At 73.3% G+C, this 21,504-nt stretch carries 19 protein-coding genes; 17 read left to right on the forward strand and 2 right to left on the reverse strand.

Annotated elements, in window-relative coordinates:
* The first annotated feature begins 38 nt into the window (after positions 1-38).
* The 4 genes from OG534_RS29420 to OG534_RS29435 all read left to right on the forward strand — a co-directional run bounded on the left by OG534_RS29420 (position 39) and on the right by OG534_RS29435 (position 4,993).
* On the forward strand, positions 39-1,403 hold the full coding sequence (locus tag OG534_RS29420) for a glutamine synthetase family protein (protein WP_326592008.1): 1,365 nt from the start codon (positions 39-41) through the stop codon (positions 1,401-1,403).
* A gap of 60 nt (positions 1,404-1,463) precedes the next feature.
* The gene (locus OG534_RS29425; RefSeq protein ID WP_326592010.1) at positions 1,464-2,816 is read left to right on the forward strand and encodes an aldehyde dehydrogenase family protein; all 1,353 of its coding nucleotides are present in this window, start codon (positions 1,464-1,466) and stop codon (positions 2,814-2,816) included.
* A gap of 5 nt (positions 2,817-2,821) precedes the next feature.
* Entirely contained in the window at positions 2,822-3,613 is a 792-nt protein-coding gene (locus OG534_RS29430) for a 3-oxoacyl-ACP reductase (RefSeq protein ID WP_326592012.1), read from the forward strand.
* An 87-nt stretch (positions 3,614-3,700) separates the two neighbouring features.
* A complete protein-coding gene (locus tag OG534_RS29435; RefSeq protein WP_326592013.1) occupies positions 3,701-4,993 on the forward strand; it encodes a haloacid dehalogenase-like hydrolase in 1,293 nt (430 codons plus the stop codon).
* Between the two features lie 29 nt (positions 4,994-5,022).
* On the opposite strand, the gene OG534_RS29440 is transcribed toward OG534_RS29435, so the two are convergent.
* Positions 5,023-6,225: an amino acid deaminase/aldolase gene (locus tag OG534_RS29440; RefSeq protein WP_326592015.1), complete on the reverse strand. Its 1,203-nt coding sequence runs from the start codon at positions 6,223-6,225 to the stop codon at positions 5,023-5,025.
* Positions 6,226-6,413: 188 nt separating this feature from the next.
* On the opposite strand from OG534_RS29440, the gene OG534_RS29445 reads away from it, so the two are divergent.
* Genes OG534_RS29445 through OG534_RS29455 form a run of 3 tightly spaced genes read left to right on the forward strand, consistent with a single transcriptional unit; the run spans position 6,414 to position 9,199 of the window.
* Positions 6,414-7,217 (forward strand): hypothetical protein, encoded by an 804-nt coding sequence (locus OG534_RS29445; protein WP_326592017.1) that lies wholly within the window; start codon positions 6,414-6,416, stop codon positions 7,215-7,217.
* Positions 7,214-8,437, forward strand: coding sequence for a type VII secretion-associated serine protease mycosin (mycP, locus tag OG534_RS29450; RefSeq protein WP_326592019.1), 1,224 nt, complete (start codon positions 7,214-7,216; stop codon positions 8,435-8,437). The genes OG534_RS29445 and mycP overlap by 4 nt, the downstream gene beginning before the upstream one ends.
* A 21-nt stretch (positions 8,438-8,458) precedes the next feature.
* Complete coding sequence (locus OG534_RS29455) at positions 8,459-9,199, forward strand: SseB family protein (protein ID WP_326592021.1); 741 nt, start codon at positions 8,459-8,461, stop codon at positions 9,197-9,199.
* 162 nt (positions 9,200-9,361) lie between these two features.
* On the opposite strand, the gene OG534_RS29460 is transcribed toward OG534_RS29455, so the two are convergent.
* Complete coding sequence (locus tag OG534_RS29460) at positions 9,362-9,739, reverse strand: DUF1844 domain-containing protein (protein ID WP_326592023.1); 378 nt, start codon at positions 9,737-9,739, stop codon at positions 9,362-9,364.
* Positions 9,740-10,066: 327 nt separating this feature from the next.
* On the opposite strand from OG534_RS29460, the gene infC reads away from it, so the two are divergent.
* The 10 genes from infC (at position 10,067) to OG534_RS29510 (ending at position 21,468) form a co-directional block, all read left to right on the forward strand.
* On the forward strand, positions 10,067-10,801 hold the full coding sequence (infC, locus tag OG534_RS29465) for a translation initiation factor IF-3 (RefSeq protein ID WP_326592025.1): 735 nt from the start codon (positions 10,067-10,069) through the stop codon (positions 10,799-10,801).
* 104 nt (positions 10,802-10,905) lie between these two features.
* Positions 10,906-11,100, forward strand: coding sequence for a 50S ribosomal protein L35 (rpmI, locus tag OG534_RS29470; protein WP_030387121.1), 195 nt, complete (start codon positions 10,906-10,908; stop codon positions 11,098-11,100).
* 101 nt (positions 11,101-11,201) lie between these two features.
* Entirely contained in the window at positions 11,202-11,588 is a 387-nt protein-coding gene (gene rplT / locus OG534_RS29475) for a 50S ribosomal protein L20 (protein ID WP_007263143.1), read from the forward strand.
* Positions 11,589-11,776: 188 nt separating this feature from the next.
* Positions 11,777-12,637 carry a TrmH family RNA methyltransferase gene (locus OG534_RS29480; RefSeq protein ID WP_326593934.1) on the forward strand — a complete coding sequence of 287 codons (861 nt, stop codon included), beginning with the start codon at positions 11,777-11,779 and terminating at the stop codon, positions 12,635-12,637.
* 55 nt (positions 12,638-12,692) lie between these two features.
* A complete protein-coding gene (locus OG534_RS29485; RefSeq protein WP_326592037.1) occupies positions 12,693-14,069 on the forward strand; it encodes a sensor histidine kinase in 1,377 nt (458 codons plus the stop codon).
* 145 nt (positions 14,070-14,214) lie between these two features.
* The gene (gene pheS, locus OG534_RS29490) at positions 14,215-15,342 is read left to right on the forward strand and encodes a phenylalanine--tRNA ligase subunit alpha (protein WP_326592039.1); all 1,128 of its coding nucleotides are present in this window, start codon (positions 14,215-14,217) and stop codon (positions 15,340-15,342) included.
* Positions 15,342-17,870, forward strand: coding sequence for a phenylalanine--tRNA ligase subunit beta (gene pheT / locus OG534_RS29495; protein WP_326592041.1), 2,529 nt, complete (start codon positions 15,342-15,344; stop codon positions 17,868-17,870). Before pheS ends, pheT begins: the two co-directional genes overlap by 1 nt.
* Positions 17,871-18,055: 185 nt before the next feature.
* Positions 18,056-19,201, forward strand: a complete 1,146-nt coding sequence (locus OG534_RS29500) for a PP2C family protein-serine/threonine phosphatase (RefSeq protein ID WP_326592042.1) — start codon at positions 18,056-18,058, stop codon at positions 19,199-19,201.
* Positions 19,202-19,537: 336 nt separating this feature from the next.
* Entirely contained in the window at positions 19,538-20,878 is a 1,341-nt protein-coding gene (locus tag OG534_RS29505) for a transcriptional regulator (protein ID WP_326592044.1), read from the forward strand.
* 53 nt (positions 20,879-20,931) lie between these two features.
* A complete protein-coding gene (locus OG534_RS29510) occupies positions 20,932-21,468 on the forward strand; it encodes an NUDIX hydrolase (protein ID WP_326592046.1) in 537 nt (178 codons plus the stop codon).
* The last annotated feature ends 36 nt before the right edge of the window (positions 21,469-21,504 follow it).

Below are 21,504 nucleotides of genomic sequence, written 5' to 3' on the forward strand. Positions count from 1 at the left end.
ACCTTAGGCCTTCTCGGCTCACCGAAGGAGAGATTCCCGTGGTAGACCGCAAGCCGCCGCTCGCGCCCGAGGAGCTCCGTGCCCTCGTCGCCAGCGGTGAGATCGACACAGTCGTCCTGGCCTTCCCCGACATGCAGGGGCGGCTCCAGGGCAAGCGGTTCGCCGCACAGTTCTTTCTCGACGAGGTCCTCGAGCACGGCACGGAGGGCTGCAACTACCTCCTGGCCGTCGACACCGACATGAACACCGTCGACGGATACGAGATGTCCTCCTGGGACCGGGGCTACGGCGACTTCGCCATGCACCCCGACCTGGCCACCCTGCGCCGCATCCCCTGGAACCCCGGCAGCGCCTTCCTCGTCGCCGACCTCGCCTGGAACGACGGCTCGCCCGTCGTTGCCGCACCCCGGCAGATCCTGCGCCGCCAGCTGGAACGCCTGGGCGAGCACGGGTACACCGCGATGGTCGGCACCGAGCTGGAGTTCATGGTCTTCCAGGACACCTACGAGCAGGCCTGGAACGCGGGCTACCGCGACCTGACCCCCGCCAACCAGTACAACATCGACTACTCCGTCCTCGGAACCGGCCGCGTCGAACCCCTGCTGCGCCGGATCCGCAACGAGATGCAGGCCGCGGGCCTGATCGTCGAGTCGGCCAAGGGGGAGTGCAACCTCGGCCAGCACGAGATCGCCTTCCGCTACGACGAGGCGCTGACCACCTGCGACCAGCACTCCGTCTACAAGACCGGGGCCAAGGAGATCGCCTCCCAGGAAGGTGTCTCGCTCACCTTCATGGCCAAGTTCGACGAGCGCGAAGGCAACTCCTGTCACATCCACCTCTCGCTCACCGACGCCGACGGACGCAACGCGATGGCCGGAGACGGGCCAGGCGGAATGTCACCGGTGATGCGGCACTTCCTGGCCGGTCAGCTGGCCGCGCTGCGCGACTTCTCCCTTCTCTACGCCCCCAACATCAACTCGTACAAGCGTTTCCGGCCGGGATCCTTCGCGCCCACCGCGGTCGCCTGGGGCGTGGACAACCGGACCTGCGCGCTGCGCGTCGTCGGCCACGGCCGCTCCATGCGCTTCGAGAACCGCCTGCCGGGCGGGGACGTCAACCCCTACCTGGCCGTCGCCGGCCTGGTCGCGGCCGGGCTCTACGGCATCGAGAACCGTCTGGAGCTGCCCGAGGCGTGCGGCGGGAACGCCTACACCGCCGACTACGCCCACGTCCCCGCCACCCTGCGCGAGGCCGCCGAGCTGTGGGAGAACAGCGAGATCGCCAAGGCCGCCTTCGGGCCCGAAGTGGTCGCCCACTACCGGAACATGGCCCGCGTGGAACTCGACGCGTACGACTCCGCGGTCACCGACTGGGAGCTGCGCCGCTCCTTCGAACGCCTGTAACCCTCCCCCTCCCGAACGTCTGTGAGGCACCACGTGTCCGATGAGCTGGCCCCACTCCACATGCGAGTGCTGAATCCGGCCACCGAGGAAACCGTCGCCCTCGTCCCGGCCGCCACACGGGACGATGTCGACGCCGCCGTCGCCCGGGCCGCCGCGGCCCAGCGCGCCTGGGCGGCGGCCGCCCCCGCCGACCGGGCCCGGCTGCTGCGCCGCTTCGCCGCGGTCGTCGACGGGCACATCGAGGAACTCGCGCAGCTGGAGGTCCGCGAAGCCGGCCACACCATCGGCAACGCCCGCTGGGAAGCCGGCAACGTACGCGACCTCCTCGACTTCGCCGCCGGGGGAGTGGAACGGCTCTCGGGCCGCCAGATCCCCGTCGCCGGCGGCATCGACGTCACCTTCCTCGAACCCCTCGGCGTCATCGGCGTGATCGCCCCCTGGAACTTCCCCATGCCGATCGCCGCCTGGGGCCTGGCCCCGGCCCTCGCCGCCGGCAACGCGGTCATCCTCAAGCCCGCCGAGACCACCCCGCTGACCGCGCTGCGCCTCGCCGAACTCGCCCTCGAAGCCGGGATCCCCGAGCACCTCTTCCAGGTGCTCCCCGGCCACGGGGCGGTCGCGGGCGACGCGCTCGTCGAACACCCCGGCGTGGCGAAGATCGTCTTCACCGGCTCCACCCGCGTCGGCAAGCAGATCATGGCCAAGTGCGCCGACCGGGTGAAGCGGGTGACCCTCGAACTCGGCGGCAAGAGCCCCAACATCGTCTTCGCCGACGCCGACCTCGAAGCGGCCGCGGCCGCCGCCCCCATGGCCTTCCTCGACAACACCGGCCAGGACTGCTGCGCCCGCACCCGGATCCTCGTACAGCGCTCCGTCTACGACCGCTTCCTGGAGCTCGTCGCCCCCGGCATCGCAGCCGTGGCCGTGGGCGACCCGCTCGACGAGAAGACGCAGATGGGGCCGCTGATCTCGCGGATCCAGCTGGACCGCGTACGGTCCTTCGTCACCGACGACCTCACCGCGATCCGCGGCACCGCCCCCGAGGGCCCCGGCTTCTGGTACCCGCCGACCCTCGTCACGGACGTCGCCCCCACGGCTCCCGTGGCCGCGGAGGAGGTCTTCGGCCCGGTCGCGGTCGTCCTGCCCTTCGAGGACGAGGAGGACGCCGTACGCCTGGCCAACGCGACCGAGTACGGCCTCTCCGGCTCCCTCTGGACCCGCGACATCGGCCGCGCCCTGCGCGTCTCGCGCGCCGTCGCAGCCGGCAACCTGTCCGTCAACTCCCACAGCAGCGTCCGCTACTGGACCCCCTTCGGCGGCTACAAGCAGTCCGGACTCGGCCGCGAGCTCGGACCCGACGCCCTCACCGCTTTCACCGAGACCAAGAACGTCTTCATCAGCACGGAGGCCTGAAGAACATGACCGACCACACCGAAGAGATCGTCTGCCGCCGCCTGGTCGGCCGCACCGCCGTCATCACCGGAGCCGGCAGCGGCATCGGCCTCGCCACCGCCCGCCGCCTCGCGTCCGAGGGCGCCAACGTCGTCTGCGGCGACATCGACGAGACGGCCGGCAAGGCCGCGGCGGAGGAGGTCGGCGGCACCTTCGTGAAGGTCGACGTCACCAGCCCCGAGGAGGTCGAGGCGCTCTTCAAGACGGCCTTCGACACCTACGGCTCCGTCGACATCGCCTTCAACAACGCCGGCATCTCGCCCCCGGACGACGACTCGATCCTCACCACCGGCCTGGAGGCCTGGAAGCGCGTCCAGGACGTCAACCTCACCTCCGTCTACCTCTGCTGCAAGGCGGCCCTGCCCTACATGCAGCGCCAGGGTCGCGGCTCCATCATCAACACCGCGTCCTTCGTGGCCATCATGGGCGCCGCCACCTCCCAGATCTCCTACACCGCCTCCAAGGGCGGCGTCCTGGCCATGTCCCGCGAGCTCGGCGTGCAGTTCGCCCGCGAGGGCATCCGCGTCAACGCGCTGTGCCCCGGCCCGGTGAACACCCCGCTGCTCCAAGAGCTGTTCGCCAAGGACCCCGAGCGCGCCGCCCGCCGCCTCGTGCACATCCCGCTGGGCCGGTTCGCCGAGCCCACCGAGATCGCCGCCGCCGTCGCCTTCCTGGCCAGCGACGACTCCTCCTTCATCAACGCCACCGACTTCCTCGTCGACGGCGGTATCTCCGGCGCGTACGTGACCCCCCTGTAGGTCCCGTCCGTACGCGAGCAGCAGGGCACGCCAGCCGGGCGCCGCAAGGTGCCCGGCTGTTCCTTTCCCCCTCCCCGAAGGAGCAGCATGCACAGGAAGTGGGCGGCCCCCCTCGCCCTCATGGCGCTCACCGGCTCCGGACTCCTCTGGGCCCCGCCGGCCCAGGCGGGTCAAGCGGCACCGGCGGGTCACGGCCCCTGTCCCCGCGTCAGCGTCGGCTCCGGCTGGCACGGGGACAACCAGGCCCGCCTCCAGGAACTCGTCGACCGCCACGGCCGCTGCAACCCGTACCGGCCCGGCCGCGCCAAGCCCGTCGCCGTCTTCGACTGGGACAACACCGTCGTCAAGAACGACGTGGGCGACGCCACCATGTTCTGGATGCTGCGCAACGGCAGGATCCGCCAGCCCGCCGCCGGGGACTGGTCCACCACCAGCCGCTTCCTCACCCCCGCCGCGGCCACCGCACTGGCCGGCGCCTGCGCCGCCCTCGCCCGGCCCGGCGCCCCGCTGCCCACCGGGACCCCCGCGGGCGCCGCCTGCGCCGACGAGATCAACGCCGTCTACGGCACCGCCGCGACCCGCGCCGGAGCCCCCGCCTTCGCCGGCTGGGACCGCCGCACCACCGAGCCTTCGTACTCCTGGCTGCCCCAGCTGATGCGGGGCTGGACCGCCCGCGAGATCCGCGGCTTCGCCGCCGCCGCCCGCACCGAGAACCTCGCCGCGCCCATCGGCGCCGCGCAGCGGGTCGGCACCGGTACCGCCACCGGCTGGGTCCGCTACTACGACCAGCAGAAGGACCTGATCGCCGCGCTGCGGAAGGCCGGCTTCGACGTCTGGATCAGCTCCGCCTCGCCGCAGCCGGTCGTCGAGGTGTGGGCCGAGGGCGTCGGCATCGGCGCGGACCACGTCATGGGCATCCGCAACACCACCACCCGCGGCGGGAAGTTCACCGCCCACCTGCAGGGCTGCGGATCCGTCCGCGACGGCGACGACACGATGATCACGTACATCGACGGCAAGCGCTGCTGGATCAACAAGGAGATCTTCGGCGTGCGCGGCGCCGCCGCGGAGCAGGTCCAGCCCGCCGCCCGCCGCCAGGTGTTCGCCGCCGGCGACTCCGACACCGACATCTCGTTCCTGCGCGACGCGACCGCCCTGCGGCTCGTGGTGAACCGCAACAAGAACGAGCTGATGTGCCGGGCCTACGACAACGGCGACGGCCGGTGGATCGTCAACCCCATGTTCATCGAGCCCAAGCCGCAGAAGGCCGGCCCCTACCCGTGCACGACGACCGGCTACGTCGACCACGACGGCGCCAAGGGCCCGGTCCTGCGGGGCGACGGGAGCGTCGTCCCGGACCAGACCGACTCCGTCTTCTGACCTGCCGCAGCGAAGGCCGGACTACCGGACTAGACGAACGTGCGGCCCTCGCCCCGGTACGTCGGGGCGGTGGCCGTCACCCGGTCGCCCTCCACCATGTGCAGCGTGTCGAAGCGCTCGCACAGCTCGCCCGCCTTCGCGTGGCGGAACCACACCCGGTCGCCGATCAGCAGATCGTCGGCCGGGGCGCCCAGCAGCGGAGTCTGCACCTCCCCGGCGCCCTCCTGAGGGTCGTAGCGCAGCCCCTGGGGGAGGTACGGCACCGGCAGGCGGTCGGCGCCCGCCGCGCCGGAGGCCGGGTAGCCGCCCCCGAGCACGGTCACCACGCCCACGCCCGGCCTGCGCACCACCGGCTGGGCGAACAGGGCGGCCGGACGCCCGCTGAAGGAGGTGTAGTTGTCGAAGAGCCGCGGCACGTACAGCCCCGACCCGGCGGCGATCTCCGTCACCGCGTCCTCGGCGGCGGTCTGCTGCACGCTGCCGGTCCCGCCGCCGTTGACGAACTCCAGGTCCGGCACGACGGCCCGCACGGCCCGCACCACCTCGGCCCGCCGCGCCGCCAGCTCCCTGCGGGCCGCGCCCTGCATCAGCCGGATGGCCCGGGAGCGCACGGGGCGGCCCGCCAGCGCGTCCCCGACCCCGGCGACGTGCCCCTCGTACGCCATCAGCCCCACCACCCGGAACCCGGGCCGGGAGGCGACCGTACGGGCCAGGCCGGCCAGCTGCGCGGGCTCGCGCAGCGGCGAGCGCCGGGCCCCGACCCGTACCCGGCCGCCGAACAGGTGCAGGGCGGTGTCCAGTTCCAGGCAGACCCGGATCTCCTCGGTACCCCCGTCCCGGGCCCGGTCCATCAGCTCCAGCTGCGCGGGATCGTCCACCATCACCGTGACGGCGCCGGCCAGTTTGGCGTCGTTCGCCAGCTCGCCGAACCCGCCGCGGTCGGCGGAGGGATAGGCGAGGAGCACGTCCTCGAAACCGGACCGGGCCAGCCAGAGCGACTCGGCGAGGGTGTACGACATGATCCCGGCGAACCCGGGCCGGGCCAGGACCCGTTCGAGCAGCGCCCGGCACCGCACCGACTTGCTGGCGACGCGGACCGGCTTCCCGCCGGCCCGGCGCACGAGGTCGTCGGCGTTGGCGTCGAAGGCGTCGAGGTCCACGATGGCCAGCGGCGCGTCCAGGTGCGCGGTCGCCCGGTCGTACCGGGCGCGGTCGGCGGCGGGGGAGTTCATGGGCGGCAGCTTGCCAGAGGTCTCTACCGGTGGGTAGGGGTGCGCGGCGGGCACCGCGCACCCGTGCCGGCGCCCGCGCCCGCCCCGGCACCCCGCCGGGGACCGGCGCACGGCCCCGCGGAGCCCCTGCCGGGGACCCCGTAGAGTACGGACAGGCAGCCGTACGGAACGGGGGGCGGAGCCGCCGGATGACCACGACGACACCGCGGACCACGATCCAGGGCGAGCCCGATCCCTGGTCCCCGCCGCCCCAGCCCGCGCACGCGCCGCCGCGCCGCCACCCCGCACGCGTCACCGCCGCCGCGCTCTGCGTCCTCCTCGGGGGCGGCCTCGTCGGCGGAGCCGCCGTCACCACCTGGGCCGACCACCGCGCCGCCAACCGCCCGCTGCCCTCCGACGCCGCCTACCGCAAGGCCGAGTCGCTCTGGCGGGCCGCGCCCGTCGACAGCCTCCTGCCGCCCGTGCTGACCGGCCCCTCGGCCGGCCCCGGCGGCGCCGACCGGACCTGGACCCGCATCGCGCTCGCACCCGACGCCGACTGTCCGGCCGCCCTCGCCGCCGACTGGCAGACCCTGCTGGCCGACGCCGGCTGCACCCGCGTGCTCCGCGCCACCTACACCGACGCCACCCGCAGTTCCCTGATCACCGTCGGGCTGGTCTTCACCCCCGCCGACGCCCCCACGATGAGCGCCCTGACCGGCCGGCTCACCGCCCCGCTCGCGTACGGATTCACCGACGGCCAGCGGGCCGCCTGGGCCGCGTCCGTACTCGACGAGGCCCCCGTCGTCGTCTACACCGTCTCCTCCTTCGCCGACGGCCGCCCCCTGGACGCGCCCCGCCCCGCCGAGGACCTGATGAAGAAGGACGCCACGGGAGCCGTCGCCCAGGCGGGCCTCGGCCACGAGGCCAAGGCCCTCGCCGACCGCATCGGGCAGGGCGTGGCCGCCCTCGCCGCCCCGCCCGTCACGCCCGCCCCGGAGGCCACCCGATGAACCTCCGACGGGTGCTCGGGCAGCTGGCCGCCGCCCTGACGGCCGCCACCCTGTTCACGACCGCCACCGCCTCCCCGGCCGCCGCCGACACCGTCCGCGACCGCCAGTGGGGCCTGCTGGCGCTGCGCGCCGAAGAGGCCTGGGGCACCACCCGGGGCGACGGGGTGACCGTGGCCGTCCTCGACACCGGGGTCGACGACTCCCACCCCGACCTCGCCGGGCAGGTCCTCGACGGCACCGACCTCATCGGCATGGGCGCCGGTCGCGGCGACCGCGCCTGGGCCCGCCACGGCACGGCCATGGCCGGCATCATCGCCGGGCACGGCCACGGACCCAGCCGCGGACAGGGCGTCCTCGGCATCGCCCCGCAGGCGCGGATCCTGCCGGTCCGGGTGATCCTCGAGGAGGGCGACCCGGGCCGCGCCCAGGCCCGCGACAGCAAGGGCGGCGCCCTCGCCGAGGGCATCCGCTGGGCCGCGGACCACGGCGCCGACGTGATCAACATGTCCCTCGGCGACGACAGCGACTCCGCCCACCACGAGGCGGGCGAGGACGAGGCCGTCCAGTACGCCCTCGGCAAGGGCGTGGTCGTCGTCGCCTCCGCGGGCAACGGCGGCGAGACGGGCGACCGCGTCTCCTACCCCGCGGCCTACCCGGGGGTCATCGCCGTCACCGCCGTCGACCGCCGCGGCAAGAAGGCGAAGTTCTCCACCCGCAACTGGTACGCCACCGTCAGCGCCCCGGGCGTCGACGTCGTCATCGCCGACCCCGACCGCTCCTACTACGAGGGCTGGGGCACGAGCGCCGCCGCGGCCTTCGTCTCGGGCGCCGTGGCCCTCGTCAAGGCCGCGCACCCGGACCTGTCCCCGGCCCAGATCAAGAAACTGCTGGAGGACACCGCCTCCAACGCCCCGGCCGGCGGCCGCGACGACGCCCGCGGACACGGGATGGTGGACCCCGCCGCCGCCCTCCAGGTCGCGCAGGCGATGCGGCCGGAGGCCTCGGTGCCCGCGCCCGCCGCGGCCGGGCGCACGTACTTCGGCCCCGGCCCCGAACCGGTCCGCCCGCCCGAGCGCGGCGCCCGGCTGGGCGCGCCGGCGGCCGCGGCCGCAGGGGCCGTGCTGCTCGTGGTGGCCGGCGTACTGGCCCGGCGGCCGCGGCGGGGCACCCGGGGCCGGGACCGCCCACCCCTCACGGCGCCGTCGGGCCCGGCACAGTAGGGTCGGGTAACTGTGGCGAACATGGCGAACAAGAACATTCCCGACCCGGGCTTCTCCGACGACGACGGCTCGGCCGATCCCCGGCTGACCGCGGCCCTGGCCGTCTGGGCCGCGGACCGGACGCAGGAACCGCAGGTGCTGGCGGCGCTCAAGGACGCCCGGCTGCTGGTCCCGGTCGTCGCCGTCCTCGGCGAGGTGGAGACCGACCCGGAGACGGGCCTCAAGCGCGAGAAGACCAGCGACATGGCCGTCCCCACCCTGCGCGCGGGGGACCGGCGGGCCCTGCCCGCCTTCACCTCGATCGCCTCGCTCGCGCTCTGGGATCCCGCGGCCCGGCCGGTGGCGGTCCCGCTGCACCAGGCCCTGGCGGCCGCCGCGCACGAGAAGGCCGACACGGTGGTCCTGGACCTGGCCGGCCCCGTCGCCTACCAGCTGACCGGCTCCGCGCTGCTCGCGCTCGCCGAGGGCCGTACGGACGCGGACCCGCTGGCCGATCCCGCCGTACGGGAGGCCGTACGGGCCGCCGTGTCGGCGGAGCCGGCCGTGCTCCGCGCCCACCTCGGACCGGGCGGCGCGGGCGCCGACGGCACCCTCGCGATCGTGCTGGCCGCCGACGCGCACGCCCCCGCCGCGGCCCGTCGCGTCGCCGAGGCCCTGGCGGCGGACACCATCCTGCGGGCCCGGCTGGTGCGCGGCCTGGACCTGGCGCTTCTGCCGTCGGACGCTCCCGCTCCGCCCGGCGAGCCGCTGTTCGCCCGCTGAACGGCCGAACCCGCCGACGGACGAAGTGAAGGAACGCACACGAAGAGGAGAGGCGGATCACACCGTGACGTTCCGGTGTGATCCGCCTCTCCTCTTCGTGTGCGTGGAGCCGTGATGCGTGCGGTGCGGTGCGGTGCGGTGCGGTGCGGTGCGGGACGGGACTCAGGCGAAGACGGGACCCGTGAACTTCTCGCCCGGCCCCTGGCCCGGCTCGTCCGGGACGATGGAGGCCTCGCGGAAGGCCAGCTGGAGCGACTTCAGGCCGTCGCGCAGCGGGGCGGCGTGGAAGGAGCTGATCTCGGTGGCGCTCGCGGTGACCAGGCCGGCGAGGGCCGTGATGAGCTTGCGGGCCTCGTCGAGGTCCTTGTGCTCCGAGTCCGGCTTGTCCAGGCCCAGGTTGACCGCCGCGGCGCTCAGCAGGTGCACGGCCACCGTGGTGATCACCTCGACGGCGGGCACGTCCGCGATGTCGCGGGTCATGGCGTCGTAGTCGGGGGAGGCGTCGGCAGCGGGGTCGGTGGAGGGGGTCGCGTCAGTCATGCGCACCACGATAGGCCGTGCGGCGGGCTTGCAACGCGGGTGCTAGTATGTACATCGACCGGCCGGACACTGTTGTGCCCGGCCCACAAGTGGAGGCTCCGTTCTCCCACCCGACCACCCTCCGGGGCGGCGGGTCATCCGGTCAGGCGGCATCCATCGTTCCGTACGGACGATGGAAAGCGGCCCGAGTCTGCGCCCCGCGGTTCGCACGCGGCGGTGCTCCGGTTGTTTTGGAGCCCCTGCCTGTGCCCGGCGGGGCTTTTTTCATTCTCCCGCTGTGGTCGGTCTGACGGAAATTACACGTCAGCGGCTGTCTGCCAGGCAGTCGTGTGGTGCTACCGAGGAGGATCCATCAGCACCGAGCCCCGCATCAACGACCGGATTCGCGTTCCCGAGGTACGGCTTGTCGGTCCCAGCGGCGAGCAGGTCGGCATTGTGCCGCTTGCCAAGGCGCTCGAGCTCGCGCAGGAGTACGACCTCGACCTGGTCGAGGTCGCGGCGTCCGCACGCCCGCCGGTCTGCAAGCTCATGGACTACGGCAAGTTCAAGTACGAGTCGGCCATGAAGGCCCGTGAGGCGCGCAAGAACCAGGCGCACACGGTCATCAAGGAAATGAAGCTCCGGCCGAAGATCGACCCGCACGACTATGACACCAAGAAGGGTCACGTCGTTCGGTTCCTCAAGCAGGGCGACAAGGTCAAGATCACGATCATGTTCCGTGGTCGCGAGCAGTCCAGGCCGGAACTCGGCTTCCGACTGCTGCAGCGTCTCGCTTCGGACGTCGAGGACCTCGGGTTCATCGAGTCGAACCCGAAGCAGGACGGCCGAAACATGATCATGGTCCTCGGTCCGCACAAGAAGAAGACCGAGGCGATGGCCGAAGCCCGCGAGGCGCAGGCCGCCCGCAAGGCGGAGCGCCAGGGTGTCGCCCACACCGACGACGAGGCTCCTTCGCAGGACGCCGCAGTCGAGGTCGATGACACCACCGAGGTCGCCTCTGCCGAGGTCACCGAGGCCCCCGCCGATGAGGCGAAGGCCGACGAGACGGACGCCGAGGCCTGATCCCGAGGCAGCCCGTCTCGGATCACCGACACAACATGACGCTCCCGTAAGCCGGTCCCGTACCGGACCGGTGGGAGCGCCACCGACGAGGAGATAACGGCGCTATGCCGAAGAACAAGACGCACAGCGGTTCCAAGAAGCGCTTCAAGATCACCGGCTCCGGCAAGGTGCTCCGTGAGCGCGCCGGCAAGCGCCACCTGCTCGAGCACAAGTCGTCCCGTGTCACCCGCCGCCTGACCGGCACCGCGGAGATGGCCCCCGGCGACGCCGCGAAGATCAAGAAGCTTCTCGGCAAGTGACGTCCTCCGCTCCCCTTCCGGGAGCGGGACGTCAAGACCGGGACCCCATCGAATTCGGGCCGTGTGAAGACACCCACGGCCCCGCTACAAGGAGTTAAAAAGTGGCACGCGTCAAGCGGGCAGTAAACGCCCACAAGAAGCGCCGGGCGATCCTCGAGGCGGCCTCCGGCTACCGCGGTCAGCGTTCGCGCCTGTACCGCAAGGCCAAGGAGCAGGTCACCCACTCGCTGGTCTACAACTTCAACGACCGCAAGAAGCGCAAGGGCGACTTCCGTCAGCTGTGGATCCAGCGCATCAACGCCGCTGCCCGCCAGAACGGCATGACGTACAACCGCCTCATCCAGGGTCTGAAGGCCGCCAACATCGAGGTGGACCGCAAGATCCTCGCGGAGCTGGCCGTCAACGACGCCAACGCGTTCGCCGCGCTCGTCGAGGTCGCGCAGAAGGCGCTTCCGGCCGACGTCAACGCCCCCAAGGCCGCTGCGTAAGGCCTGGCCGGCCGCGTAAGCGGTCGGCACCCTCGGACCCGCAGGCGATTCGCCTGCGGGTCCGAGTGCTTTCCCCGCACCGCAGGGGCGCCCGCACGGCCCGCGCTCCGCGCTGTGCGCACCGCCCGCACCGCCCGCGCCCCGCGTGCCCCGCACCCCGAGAGAGAACCGCAGAGACCATGGCTGACCTGGGTCACCCCGCCGAGCTGATCTCCCCCCGATCCCCGCGGGTGGCCGCCGCCAGGCGACTGGCGCGGCGCAACTTCCGTACCAAGGAGCGCCGGTTCATCGCCGAGGGCCCGCAGGCGGTCCGCGAGGCCGTCGAGCACCGCGGGGCCACGGGCGAGTCGACCCTGATCGAGCTGTTCGCCACCGTCGAGGCGGCCGAGCGCTACGCCGAGATCATCGACGCCGCCCTGCACGCGGGCGCCCGCGTGCACTACGCCTCCGACGAGGTGCTCGCCGAGGTCTCGCAGACCGTCACCCCGCAGGGCCTCGTCGGCGTCTGCCAGTTCCTGGACTCCCCGTTCGAGGACATCCTCAAGGCCGCGCCCAAGCTCGTCGCCGTCCTCGCGCACGTCCGCGACCCCGGCAACGCCGGTACGGTGCTGCGCTGCGCGGACGCCGCAGGCGCCGACGCGGTGGTGCTGACCGACGCCTCCGTGGACCTCTACAACCCCAAGTCCGTACGGGCCTCCGTCGGCTCCCTCTTCCACCTCCCGGTCGCGGTCGGCGTTCCGGTGGAGGCGGCCGTCGAGGGGCTGCGGGCGGCCGGCGTGCGGATCCTGGCCGCCGACGGCGCGGGCGAGGACGACCTCGACGCCGAGCTGGACGCGGGCACCATGGGCGGTCCCTCCGCCTGGGTCTTCGGCAACGAGGCCTGGGGCCTGCCGGAGGAGACCCGGGCCCTGGCCGACGCCGTGGTGCGGGTCCCGATCCACGGGAAGGCGGAGAGCCTGAACCTCGCGACGGCCGCCGCCGTGTGCCTCTACGCGTCCGCGCGTGCACAGCGGGCGCCCGGAGGGTGCCGCTCCGTGACCCCCAGCTAGTAATGTGGCGGCCCGGGGGCCCACTGCGCTACTCGGAGATGTGGGGTACGGGGACATGACCGTCGGTACGAACAGCTCACCGGGGGCCGCCACGGCGGCCGGTTCACCGGTGCCCGGCGCCGTCGGCGGCCGCGAGGTCCGCCCGGTGGGCGACGAGCTCGCCGGCGTCCCGTCGCAGGCCCCGCCCCCGTACGCGGCCCGTACGGGCCGCCCCGCGGACCGTGCCGACGGCGCCCGCGCCGATGTCGTCGTCCCCCCGGTTCCCCCCGTCCCCCAGGTGCCCCCGGTGCCCGCGGCCGGGACGCGCCGCCCCGTACCGCCGCAGGCAGGGCCCCCGCCGTCCGAGGCCATCGCGGCGGTCCCCGGCGGCGGCAATCCCGTCGAGGGGCTCGGCTTCGGCATCGACCCCGACAGCCTGCCCGACGGACTCGTCGTCGCCGACGACACCGGTCAGGTGATCTGCTTCAACGCCGCCGCCGCACGGATCACCGCCCTGGCGCCGGAACAGGCGCTCGGCGCCCGCATCGACCTGGCCCTTCCGCTGGAGGACCTCGAAGGCCGCCGCTGGTGGGCGCTGACCGACCCGTACGGGGGCCTCGCCACCCGCCGCGGGCAGCCCGAGCGAAACCTGCTGCTCCCGGGCGGCCGCGAGGTGCTCGTCTCCGCCAGCTACGTCCGCACCCACCCCACCGGCCCGGTGCGCCGCCTCGTGGTCACCCTGCGCGGCACCGAGGCCCGCCGCCGCACCGAACGCAGCCACGCCGAGCTGATCGCCACCGTCGCCCACGAGCTGCGCTCCCCGCTGACCTCCGTCAAGGGGTTCACCGCCACCCTGCTGGCCAAGTGGGAGCGGTTCACCGACGACCAGAAGCGGCTGATGCTGGAGACCGTCGACGCCGACGCCAACCGCGTCACCCGCCTGATCGCCGAACTCCTCGACATCTCCCGCATCGACTCCGGACGCCTGGAGGTGCGCCGCCAGCCGGTCGACATCGCCACCGCCGTCGGCCGCCACGTGCAGGCGCTCACCGCGAACGGGCAGGCACCCGAGCGGTTCCTCGTGAGCGTCAGCCGTCCGCTGCCCGACCTGTGGGCCGATCCGGACAAGATCGACCAGATCCTCGGCAACCTCCTTGAAAATGCGGTGCGACACGGAGACGGAACGGTCACCATCGCAGTAGCGCCGCACGAGAAGGGAACCGCCGTCACCGTGACCGACGAAGGCCCCGGGATCCCCGAGGAGTCGATGGGCCGCGTCTTCACCCGCTTCTGGCGGGGGAGCAAGCGCGGCGGCACCGGCCTGGGCCTGTACATCGTCAAGGGCATCGTGGAGGCCCACGGCGGCACCATCACGGTCGGCCGCGGCCCAGGCGGCGGCGCCGAATTCCGATTTATCCTGCCCGTGAGCGCCCCGGCGTACCTCACGCAGTAGCCCTGCGGAGCGTCTCGCCAGGCGGCCCACGGGCTCCTTCACCCCCAGCGACCTTTAGACTCGACCTTTGGCACCTTTGTGTTGTCCTTGTGCCGATCGAGTCGTACGGGGACCCACCAGCCAGCCATCGGAAGTACGGGAAGAGATGTCGGCACCGAACAAGTCGTACGACCCTGTCGAGGTCGAGGCACTGAAACCGGAAGAGATCGAGCGCATGCGGGACGAGGCGCTCGCCGCCTTCGCGTCCGCCGGCGACCTCGACGCGCTGCGAGAGGCGAAGACCGCGCACATGGGCGACCGCTCGCCCCTGGCGCTCGCCAACCGCGAGATCGGCGCGCTGCCCCCGCAGGCCAAGGCCGAGGCGGGCAAGCGAGTGGGCCAGGCCCGAGGCGCCGTGAACAAGGCCTTCGGGGCCCGCACGGTCGAGCTCGAGGCCGAGCGCGACGAGCGGGTGCTGGTCGAGGAGGCAGTGGACGTCACGCTGCCCTACGACCGCGTCCCCGCCGGCGCACGGCACCCCCTGACCACGCTGATGGACCGCATCGCGGACATCTTCACGGCCATGGGGTACGAGGTCGCCGAGGGGCCCGAGGTCGAGGCGGAGTGGTTCAACTTCGACGCCCTCAACTTCACGCCCGACCACCCGGCGCGCCAGATGCAGGACACCTTCTTCGTCCGGGGGCCCGAGGGCACCGAGGGCGACGAGTCGGGCGTCGTGCTGCGCACCCACACCTCCCCGGTGCAGGCGCGCTCGCTGCTGGAGCGCAAGCCCCCCGTCTACATCGTCTGCCCGGGCCGGGTGTACCGCACCGACGAGCTCGACGCGACGCACACCCCGGTCTTCCACCAGGTCGAGCTGCTGGCCGTGGACGAGGGCCTGACCATGGCGGACCTGCGGGGCACCATCGACCACATGGTCAAGGAGCTCTTCGGCGAGGAGACCACCACCCGGCTGCGCCCGCACTTCTTCCCGTTCACCGAGCCGTCCGCCGAGATGGACATGCAGTGCTACGTGTGCCGCGGCGAGTCGGTGGGCAACCCCGACCGCCCGTGCCGTACCTGCTCCAGCGAGGGCTGGATCGAGCTCGGCGGCTGCGGCATGGTCAACCCCAAGGTGCTCGTCGCCTGCGGTGTGGACCCCGAGAAGTACAGCGGCTTCGCCTTCGGCTTCGGCATCGAGCGGATGCTGATGTTCCGTCACAACGTTGAAGACATGCGAGACATGGTCGAGGGTGACGTGCGTTTCACCCGGCCGTTCGGGAGTGAGATCTGATGCGCGTCCCGCTTTCCTGGCTGCGGGAGTACGTCGACCTCCCCGCGGGTGCGACCGGCCGCGACGTGGCCGCCAAGCTGGTCGACGCCGGCCTCGAGGTCGAGACCGTCGAGCAGCTCGGCGCCGGGCTCAAGGGCCCGCTCGTCGTCGGCCAGGTGCTGACCATCGAGGAGCTCGAGGGCTTCCGCAAGCCGATCCGGTTCTGCACGGTCGACGTCGGCGGGGCCAACGGCACCGGCGAGCCGCAGGAGATCGTCTGCGGCGCCCGGAACTTCGCCGTCGGCGACAAGGTCGTCGTGGTCCTGCCCGGCGCGGTGCTGCCCGGCGACTTCGCCATCGCCGCGCGCAAGACGTACGGCCGGACCTCTCACGGCATGATCTGCTCCGGCGAGGAGCTGGGCATGGGCGACGACGGCACGCACGGCATCATCGTGCTGCCGCACGAGCACGAGGTCGGCACCGACGCGATCGAGCTCCTGGAGCTCGTCGACGAGGTGCTGCACATCGACGTCACCCCGGACCGCGGCTACTGCATGTCCCTGCGCGGCATCGCCCGCGAGGTGGCCACCTCCTACGGTCTGCCGCTGCGCGACCCTGCGCTGCTCGACGTCCCCGCGCCGAACTCGTACGGCTACCCGGTCGCGATCGACGACCCGGCCGGCTGCGACCTCTTCACCGCCCGCACGGTGACCGGCCTCGACCCCGACGCGCGCTCCCCGATCTGGCTGACCCGCCGCCTGCAGAAGGCGGGCATGCGCCCGATCTCGCTCGCCGTCGACATCACCAACTACGTGATGCTGGAGCTCGGCCAGCCGCTGCACGCCTACGACCGCTCGCGGATCGAAGGCACCATCGGCGTCCGCCGCGCCGAGCAGGGCGAGAAGTTCACCACCCTCGACGGGGTCAAGCGCACGCTCGACGCCGAGGACCTGGTGATCACCGACCAGAGCGGGCCGATCGGCCTCGCCGGCGTCATGGGCGGCGCCAACACCGAGATCGCCGACTCCGTCACCGACCCCGAGACCGGCCAGGTCACGGGGACCACGGACGTCGTGATCGAGGCCGCGCACTTCGACTCCGTGTCGATCTCGCGCACCGCCCGCCGCATGAAGCTCTCCTCCGAGGCCTCCAAGCGCTTCGAGCGGGGCGTCGACCCGCAGGCCGCCGCCGCGGCCGCGCAGCGCACCGTGGACCTGCTCGTGCTCCTCGCCGGCGGCACCGCCGAGGCCGGGGTCACCCAGGTCGTCGCACCGGGCGCGCCGCGCACCATCGCCATGGCCGCGGACCACCCGGACCGGGTCGCGGGCATGGAGTACGGCCGAGAGACCGTCGTGCGCCGCCTCCAGGAGATCGGCTGCGACGTCTACGGCCAGGACGAGCTCGTCGTCACCCTCCCCTCGTGGCGGCCCGACCTCGCCGCGCCCAACGACCTCGCCGAAGAGGTCATCCGGCTGGAGGGCTACGGGAACCTCCCGTCGACCCTCCCGCAGGCGCCGTCCGGCCGTGGTCTCACCGTCCGGCAGCAGCTGCACCGCCGGGTCGGCCGCGCACTGGCCGGTGCGGGCTACGTCGAGGCGCTCAACTACCCGTTCCTCGGCGTGGGCGTCTTCGACCAGCTCCAGCTGCCGGCGCACGACGCGACCCGCCAGGTCGTCACGCTGGTCAACCCGCTCTCCGACGAGGAGCCGGCGCTGCGCACCACGCTGCTGCCGGGTCTGCTCGGCGCGCTGCGCCGCAACGACAGCCGGGGCAGCCACGACCTCGCGCTCTTCGAGACCGGTTCGGTCTTCCGGGCCGCCGCGCGGCCGGGTGTCGCCGTACGGCTGCCCGTCGACCGGCGTCCCACGGACGAGGAGATCGCCACCCTGGACGCGGCCCTGCCCGCGCAGCCGCGGTACGCCGCGGTCGTGCTGGCCGGCGCGCGCGAGCAGGCCGGCTGGTGGGGCAAGGGCCGCCCGGCCGACTGGGCGGACGCGGTCCAGGCCGCCCGCTCGCTCGCCGTCGAGGCCGGCACCGAGCTCGTCGTCCGCCAGGGCCAGTACGGTCCCTGGCACCCGGGACGCTGCGCCGAGCTGGTCGTGACCATCGACGGTGTCGAGCGGGTCATCGGCCACGCCGGTGAGCTGCACCCGCGCGTGGTCAAGGCGATGGGCCTGCCGGCCCGCACCAGCGCGATGGAGATCGACCTCGACCGCCTCGCGGCGGCCGGTGGCGAGGCCCTCAAGGCGCCCCGGATCTCCACCTTCCCGGTGGCGACCCAGGACGTGGCGCTGATCGTGGACGCGTCGGTCCCGGCGTCCTCGGTGGAGGCCGCCCTGCGCAAGGGCGCGGGCGAACTCCTGGAGTCGCTGCGGCTGTTCGACGTGTTCACCGGTGAGCAGGTGGGCGAGGGCAAGAAGTCCCTGGCCTACGCGCTGCGCTTCCGCGCGGCCGACCGGACGCTGACCGCCGAGGAGTCCACGGCCGCGCGCGACGCGGCGGTGGCGCTGGCGGGCGAGCGGACCGGGGCGGTGCTCCGGGGCGCGTAGCCGCCCGGTCCTCGGACCCGTTCGAGGCCTGCTGAGGGGCGCATCCGGACCACCGGATGTGCCCCCTGCGCTCTGGCGGGCGTGGGGGGACCCCTCCTCACTCATTCGGGTGAGAACGCCGGAGGGCCGTGTCCCGGGTGCCGGTCGGTCGACACAATCGATCCGGCCGGAGGGGAGTCCTACGGATGATCACGCGCGGGGAGATGCCCCAGGTGCGCCGGGTGTGCGTCTTGGCCTGGGGCGGCGCCGCGGTGTCCTGGGAGCTGGCCACTCCGGGGCGGCTGGTGCCGAGCCTGGCCACCTGCGCGGCCTTCCTGCTGCTGGCCACGGGGTGCGCCCTGCACATCCGGCGGGGACTGCTGAACGAACTGCGCCGCTCGCAGGAGATCGCGGGCGCCGCGCAACGGGCGCTGCTGAGGCCGCTGCCGGGGCGGATCGACGGCCTGACGCTGGCCGCGGCGCAGCTGTCGGCGAGCCGGGGTGCCGCGGTGGGCGGGGACCTGTACGAGGCCGTGCCGACGGCCCACGGGATCCGGGTGGTCATCGGGGACGTACGGGGCCACGGACTGCCGGCGCTGGGTGCAGCGGCCGCGGTCCTCGGGGCGTTCCGCGAAGCCGCGTACGACGAGGCGTCGCTGGGCGGTGTCCTGCGGCGGATGGAACGGGCACTGGGCCGCCACGTCCGCGACCGGGCCCGCGCGGAGCATCCCGCCGCGTGTTCCGGCGAGCCGGAGTCCCCGGCGGCGGAGGAGTTCGTGACGGTCCTGCTCCTCCAGATCACCCCGGACGGCACCCTGCTGGCCCTGAACTGCGGCCACCCCTGGCCCTACCTCCTGCGCCCGGCCCCGGACCACTGCGCTGCGCGCAGCCGGGGCTCTGCCCCGGACCCCGCGCCTCAAACGCCGGCGAGGCTGGGTAGTTCAGCCTCGCCGGCGTTTGAGGCGCGGGGGCTCGGGGGCGGAGCCCCCGCAACGGCGCCGCAGGGGACCGCCGACCCCGCCATGCACGAGAGGCCCGCGGAAGTACGTCCGCTCGACGGGGGCGAGACGTGGCCGCCGCTCGGGGTGGTGCCCGTACCGGCGGACGTGCAGCCGCACGCGTGCGGGGAACTGCGGCCCGGGGAGACGCTGTTCCTGCACACCGACGGCGCCGAGGACGCCCGGAACCCCGCCGGCGCGTTCTTCCCCCTGCGGAGCGTCCTCGCAGAGGCACCGGCACCGCTCACGCCCGCGCGGATGGTCGCGGGCGTGCACGCCGCTCTGCTCCGGCACACCGGCGGGCGACTCGCCGACGACGTCGCCCTGCTGGTGCTCCGGAACGACCGGTTCTGACCACACGCGCCGGACCCGGTGGATGGGTCCGGCGCGCTCTCGGCCCGGCTCCTGCCGGGGCCCGGCGACCAACCGGGCGCCGGCGGAGCCGGAACGCGCCGCCCGCCTGCCATGGAGTGTCGGGCAGACAGCAGGGCGGGCGGCGCGGTGACGGGTCGTCGCACTGTACGAGGGGGAGCCGACGACCCGAGCCGCCTCTTGGCGAGGCCCTTAAGTGAAGCGCCCGCCGGGGCCCGCGCGGCAGAGTGCGCATCGCATTTATGCGCGTACACGGTTCACACCCCGTGTGAACCGCGCACCCACTAGCCTGAGACCGACGAGCCCCGGGAGCGGCCCATGCAGCCCAATGTCCTGCTCGACGCCCTTCTCGCCGAGGCGGGCATGTCCCATGCCGGACTCGCCGCGTACGTGAACCAGGCAGGCCGCAGCCGCGGACTCGCCCTGCGTTACGAACACACGGCCGTGGCACGGTGGTTGAAGGGCCAGCGGCCGCGGGGCCAGGTCCCCGACCTGATCTGCGAGGTGCTCGGCGGCCGGCTGAGGCGGCCCGTCGGCCTGGACGACATCGGGCTCGGCGTGCCGGACCAGCCCGTCTCCCTGCACGCCTCCCCGCTCAGCGGGTTCGTGGACCGGGCCGCGGCCCTGTGGCGTTCCGACGGCCAGGCCCGGCCCCAACTCCTCACCGCCGAGGCGGTCACCGGGACGCCCGCCGTCATCCCGGTCTGGGAATGGGAGAATCCGCCGGAGGACGCCGACGTCTCCCGCGAGGGCCCGAACCGGATCGGTCCCGAGCACATCGAGACCCTCAAGGCCGCCCGCGCCCACTACGAGCTGATGTACCGCCGGGCCGGCGGCGTGGCCACCCGGGACCGGATCGTCCGTTTCCTCGGCAGCGAGACCGCGCCCATGCTGCGCGGGAGCTACTCCGACGGCCTCGGCCGCCGGCTGCACCGGGCCACCGGGTCCCTCGTGGCCGTGGCGGGGATCTGCGCGTACGACTCGGACGCCCACGGGCTGGCCCAGCGCTACTTCCACCAGGCGCTGCGCCTGGCCAAGGCGAGCGGGGACCGGGGCCTCGGGGCCTACGTCATCGCGCTGATCGTCAACCAGTCGCTGCACCTGCGGGAGTACCGCCAGGCCGTCGCCTTCGCCGAGGCCGCGCTGCGCGCCGCCGGCCGGCACACCACCCCGGCGCTCGCCGCCGACCTGTACGCGATGCAGGCCAAGGCGTACGCCCAACTCGGCGACACCCACGCCGCGCTGGCCTGCATCCGCAAGGCCGAGGCGGCCGCCGAGCGGATCCGCCCGGGCACCGAACCGGACGAGACCGGCTACGTGCAGCCGGGGCTCGTCAACGTCCAGGTCGCCGAGGCGCTGCTCAGTCTGGGCGATCTGGAGGCCGCGCACGTCCAGGCGACCGCCGCCGTCGGCACCCCCGCTCACGACCGCGGCCGGGTGCACCGGCTGGCGATGCTGTGCGAGATCCAGCTGCGCCAGGGGGAGGCGGACCGGGCCGCGGCGGCCGCGGCGGAGATGGCCGAGCGGGCCAAGGGGATGGAGTCGCTGCGGCTGCGCGACCGGCTGCGGGCGGTCCGCGAACAGCTGCTGACCAGCGGTTGTTCGGGCGCGGAGGAGACCGCGCGGATCATCGACGGGGCGCTGCGCGTTCCGCTGTGACCGGTCAGCTGCTGCCATGTTTGCCACCTACTCGAACGGAAGGTGGCACAGCCGTGCAGTGGACGAACCTGAGTGAGCAGACTGTGTACAAGAACCGCTGGTTCGACGTGAACCTCGCCGATGTGGAACTTCCCGACGGCCGGCACCTGGACCACTTCGTGATCCGGCTGCGGCCGGTCGCAGCCGCCACGGCCGTCAACGAGGCCAACGAGGTGCTGCTGCTCTGGCGGCACCGCTTCATCACCGACAGCTGGGGCTGGGAACTGCCCGCCGGGGTCGTCGAGGACGGCGAGGACATCGCGGTCGCGGCGGCCCGGGAGATGGAGGAGGAGTCGGGCTGGAGGCCCGGCCCGCTCCACCACCTGATGACCGTCGAGCCGTCCAACGGGCTGACCGACGCCCGCCACCACCTCTACTGGGCGGACGGCGCCACCTACACGGGCCATCCCGAGGACGATTTCGAGTCCTCGCGCAGGGAATGGGTCCCGCTCAAACTCGTGCCGGACATGATCGCCCGCGGGGAGATCCCGGCCGCCAACATGGCGGCCGGGCTGCTCCTGCTGCACCACCTGCGGCTGGGCCGGCCGTAGGGAACAACGGGGACCAACGGCAGGGACCAACGGCAG

This window comes from Streptomyces sp. NBC_01294, assembly GCF_035917235.1.
GTDB lineage: Bacteria > Actinomycetota > Actinomycetes > Streptomycetales > Streptomycetaceae > Streptomyces > Streptomyces caledonius.

Bases quoted from the DNA above. Each gene is read 5' to 3' on its own strand.
- OG534_RS29425 (WP_326592010.1), top strand. From the start codon at position 1,464: ATGCGAGTGCTGAATCCGGCCACCGAGGAAACCGTCGCCCTCGTCCCG.
- OG534_RS29430 (WP_326592012.1), top strand. From the start codon at position 2,822: ATGACCGACCACACCGAAGAGATCGTCTGCCGCCGCCTGGTCGGCCGC.
- OG534_RS29435 (WP_326592013.1), top strand. From the start codon at position 3,701: ATGCACAGGAAGTGGGCGGCCCCCCTCGCCCTCATGGCGCTCACCGGC.
- OG534_RS29440 (WP_326592015.1), bottom strand. From the start codon at position 6,225: ATGAACTCCCCCGCCGCCGACCGCGCCCGGTACGACCGGGCGACCGCG.
- OG534_RS29445 (WP_326592017.1), top strand. From the start codon at position 6,414: ATGACCACGACGACACCGCGGACCACGATCCAGGGCGAGCCCGATCCC.
- mycP (WP_326592019.1), top strand. From the start codon at position 7,214: ATGAACCTCCGACGGGTGCTCGGGCAGCTGGCCGCCGCCCTGACGGCC.
- OG534_RS29455 (WP_326592021.1), top strand. From the start codon at position 8,459: ATGGCGAACAAGAACATTCCCGACCCGGGCTTCTCCGACGACGACGGC.
- OG534_RS29460 (WP_326592023.1), bottom strand. From the start codon at position 9,739: ATGACTGACGCGACCCCCTCCACCGACCCCGCTGCCGACGCCTCCCCC.
- rpmI (WP_030387121.1), top strand. From the start codon at position 10,906: ATGCCGAAGAACAAGACGCACAGCGGTTCCAAGAAGCGCTTCAAGATC.
- OG534_RS29485 (WP_326592037.1), top strand. From the start codon at position 12,693: ATGACCGTCGGTACGAACAGCTCACCGGGGGCCGCCACGGCGGCCGGT.
- pheS (WP_326592039.1), top strand. From the start codon at position 14,215: ATGTCGGCACCGAACAAGTCGTACGACCCTGTCGAGGTCGAGGCACTG.
- pheT (WP_326592041.1), top strand. From the start codon at position 15,342: ATGCGCGTCCCGCTTTCCTGGCTGCGGGAGTACGTCGACCTCCCCGCG.
- OG534_RS29500 (WP_326592042.1), top strand. From the start codon at position 18,056: ATGATCACGCGCGGGGAGATGCCCCAGGTGCGCCGGGTGTGCGTCTTG.
- OG534_RS29505 (WP_326592044.1), top strand. From the start codon at position 19,538: ATGCAGCCCAATGTCCTGCTCGACGCCCTTCTCGCCGAGGCGGGCATG.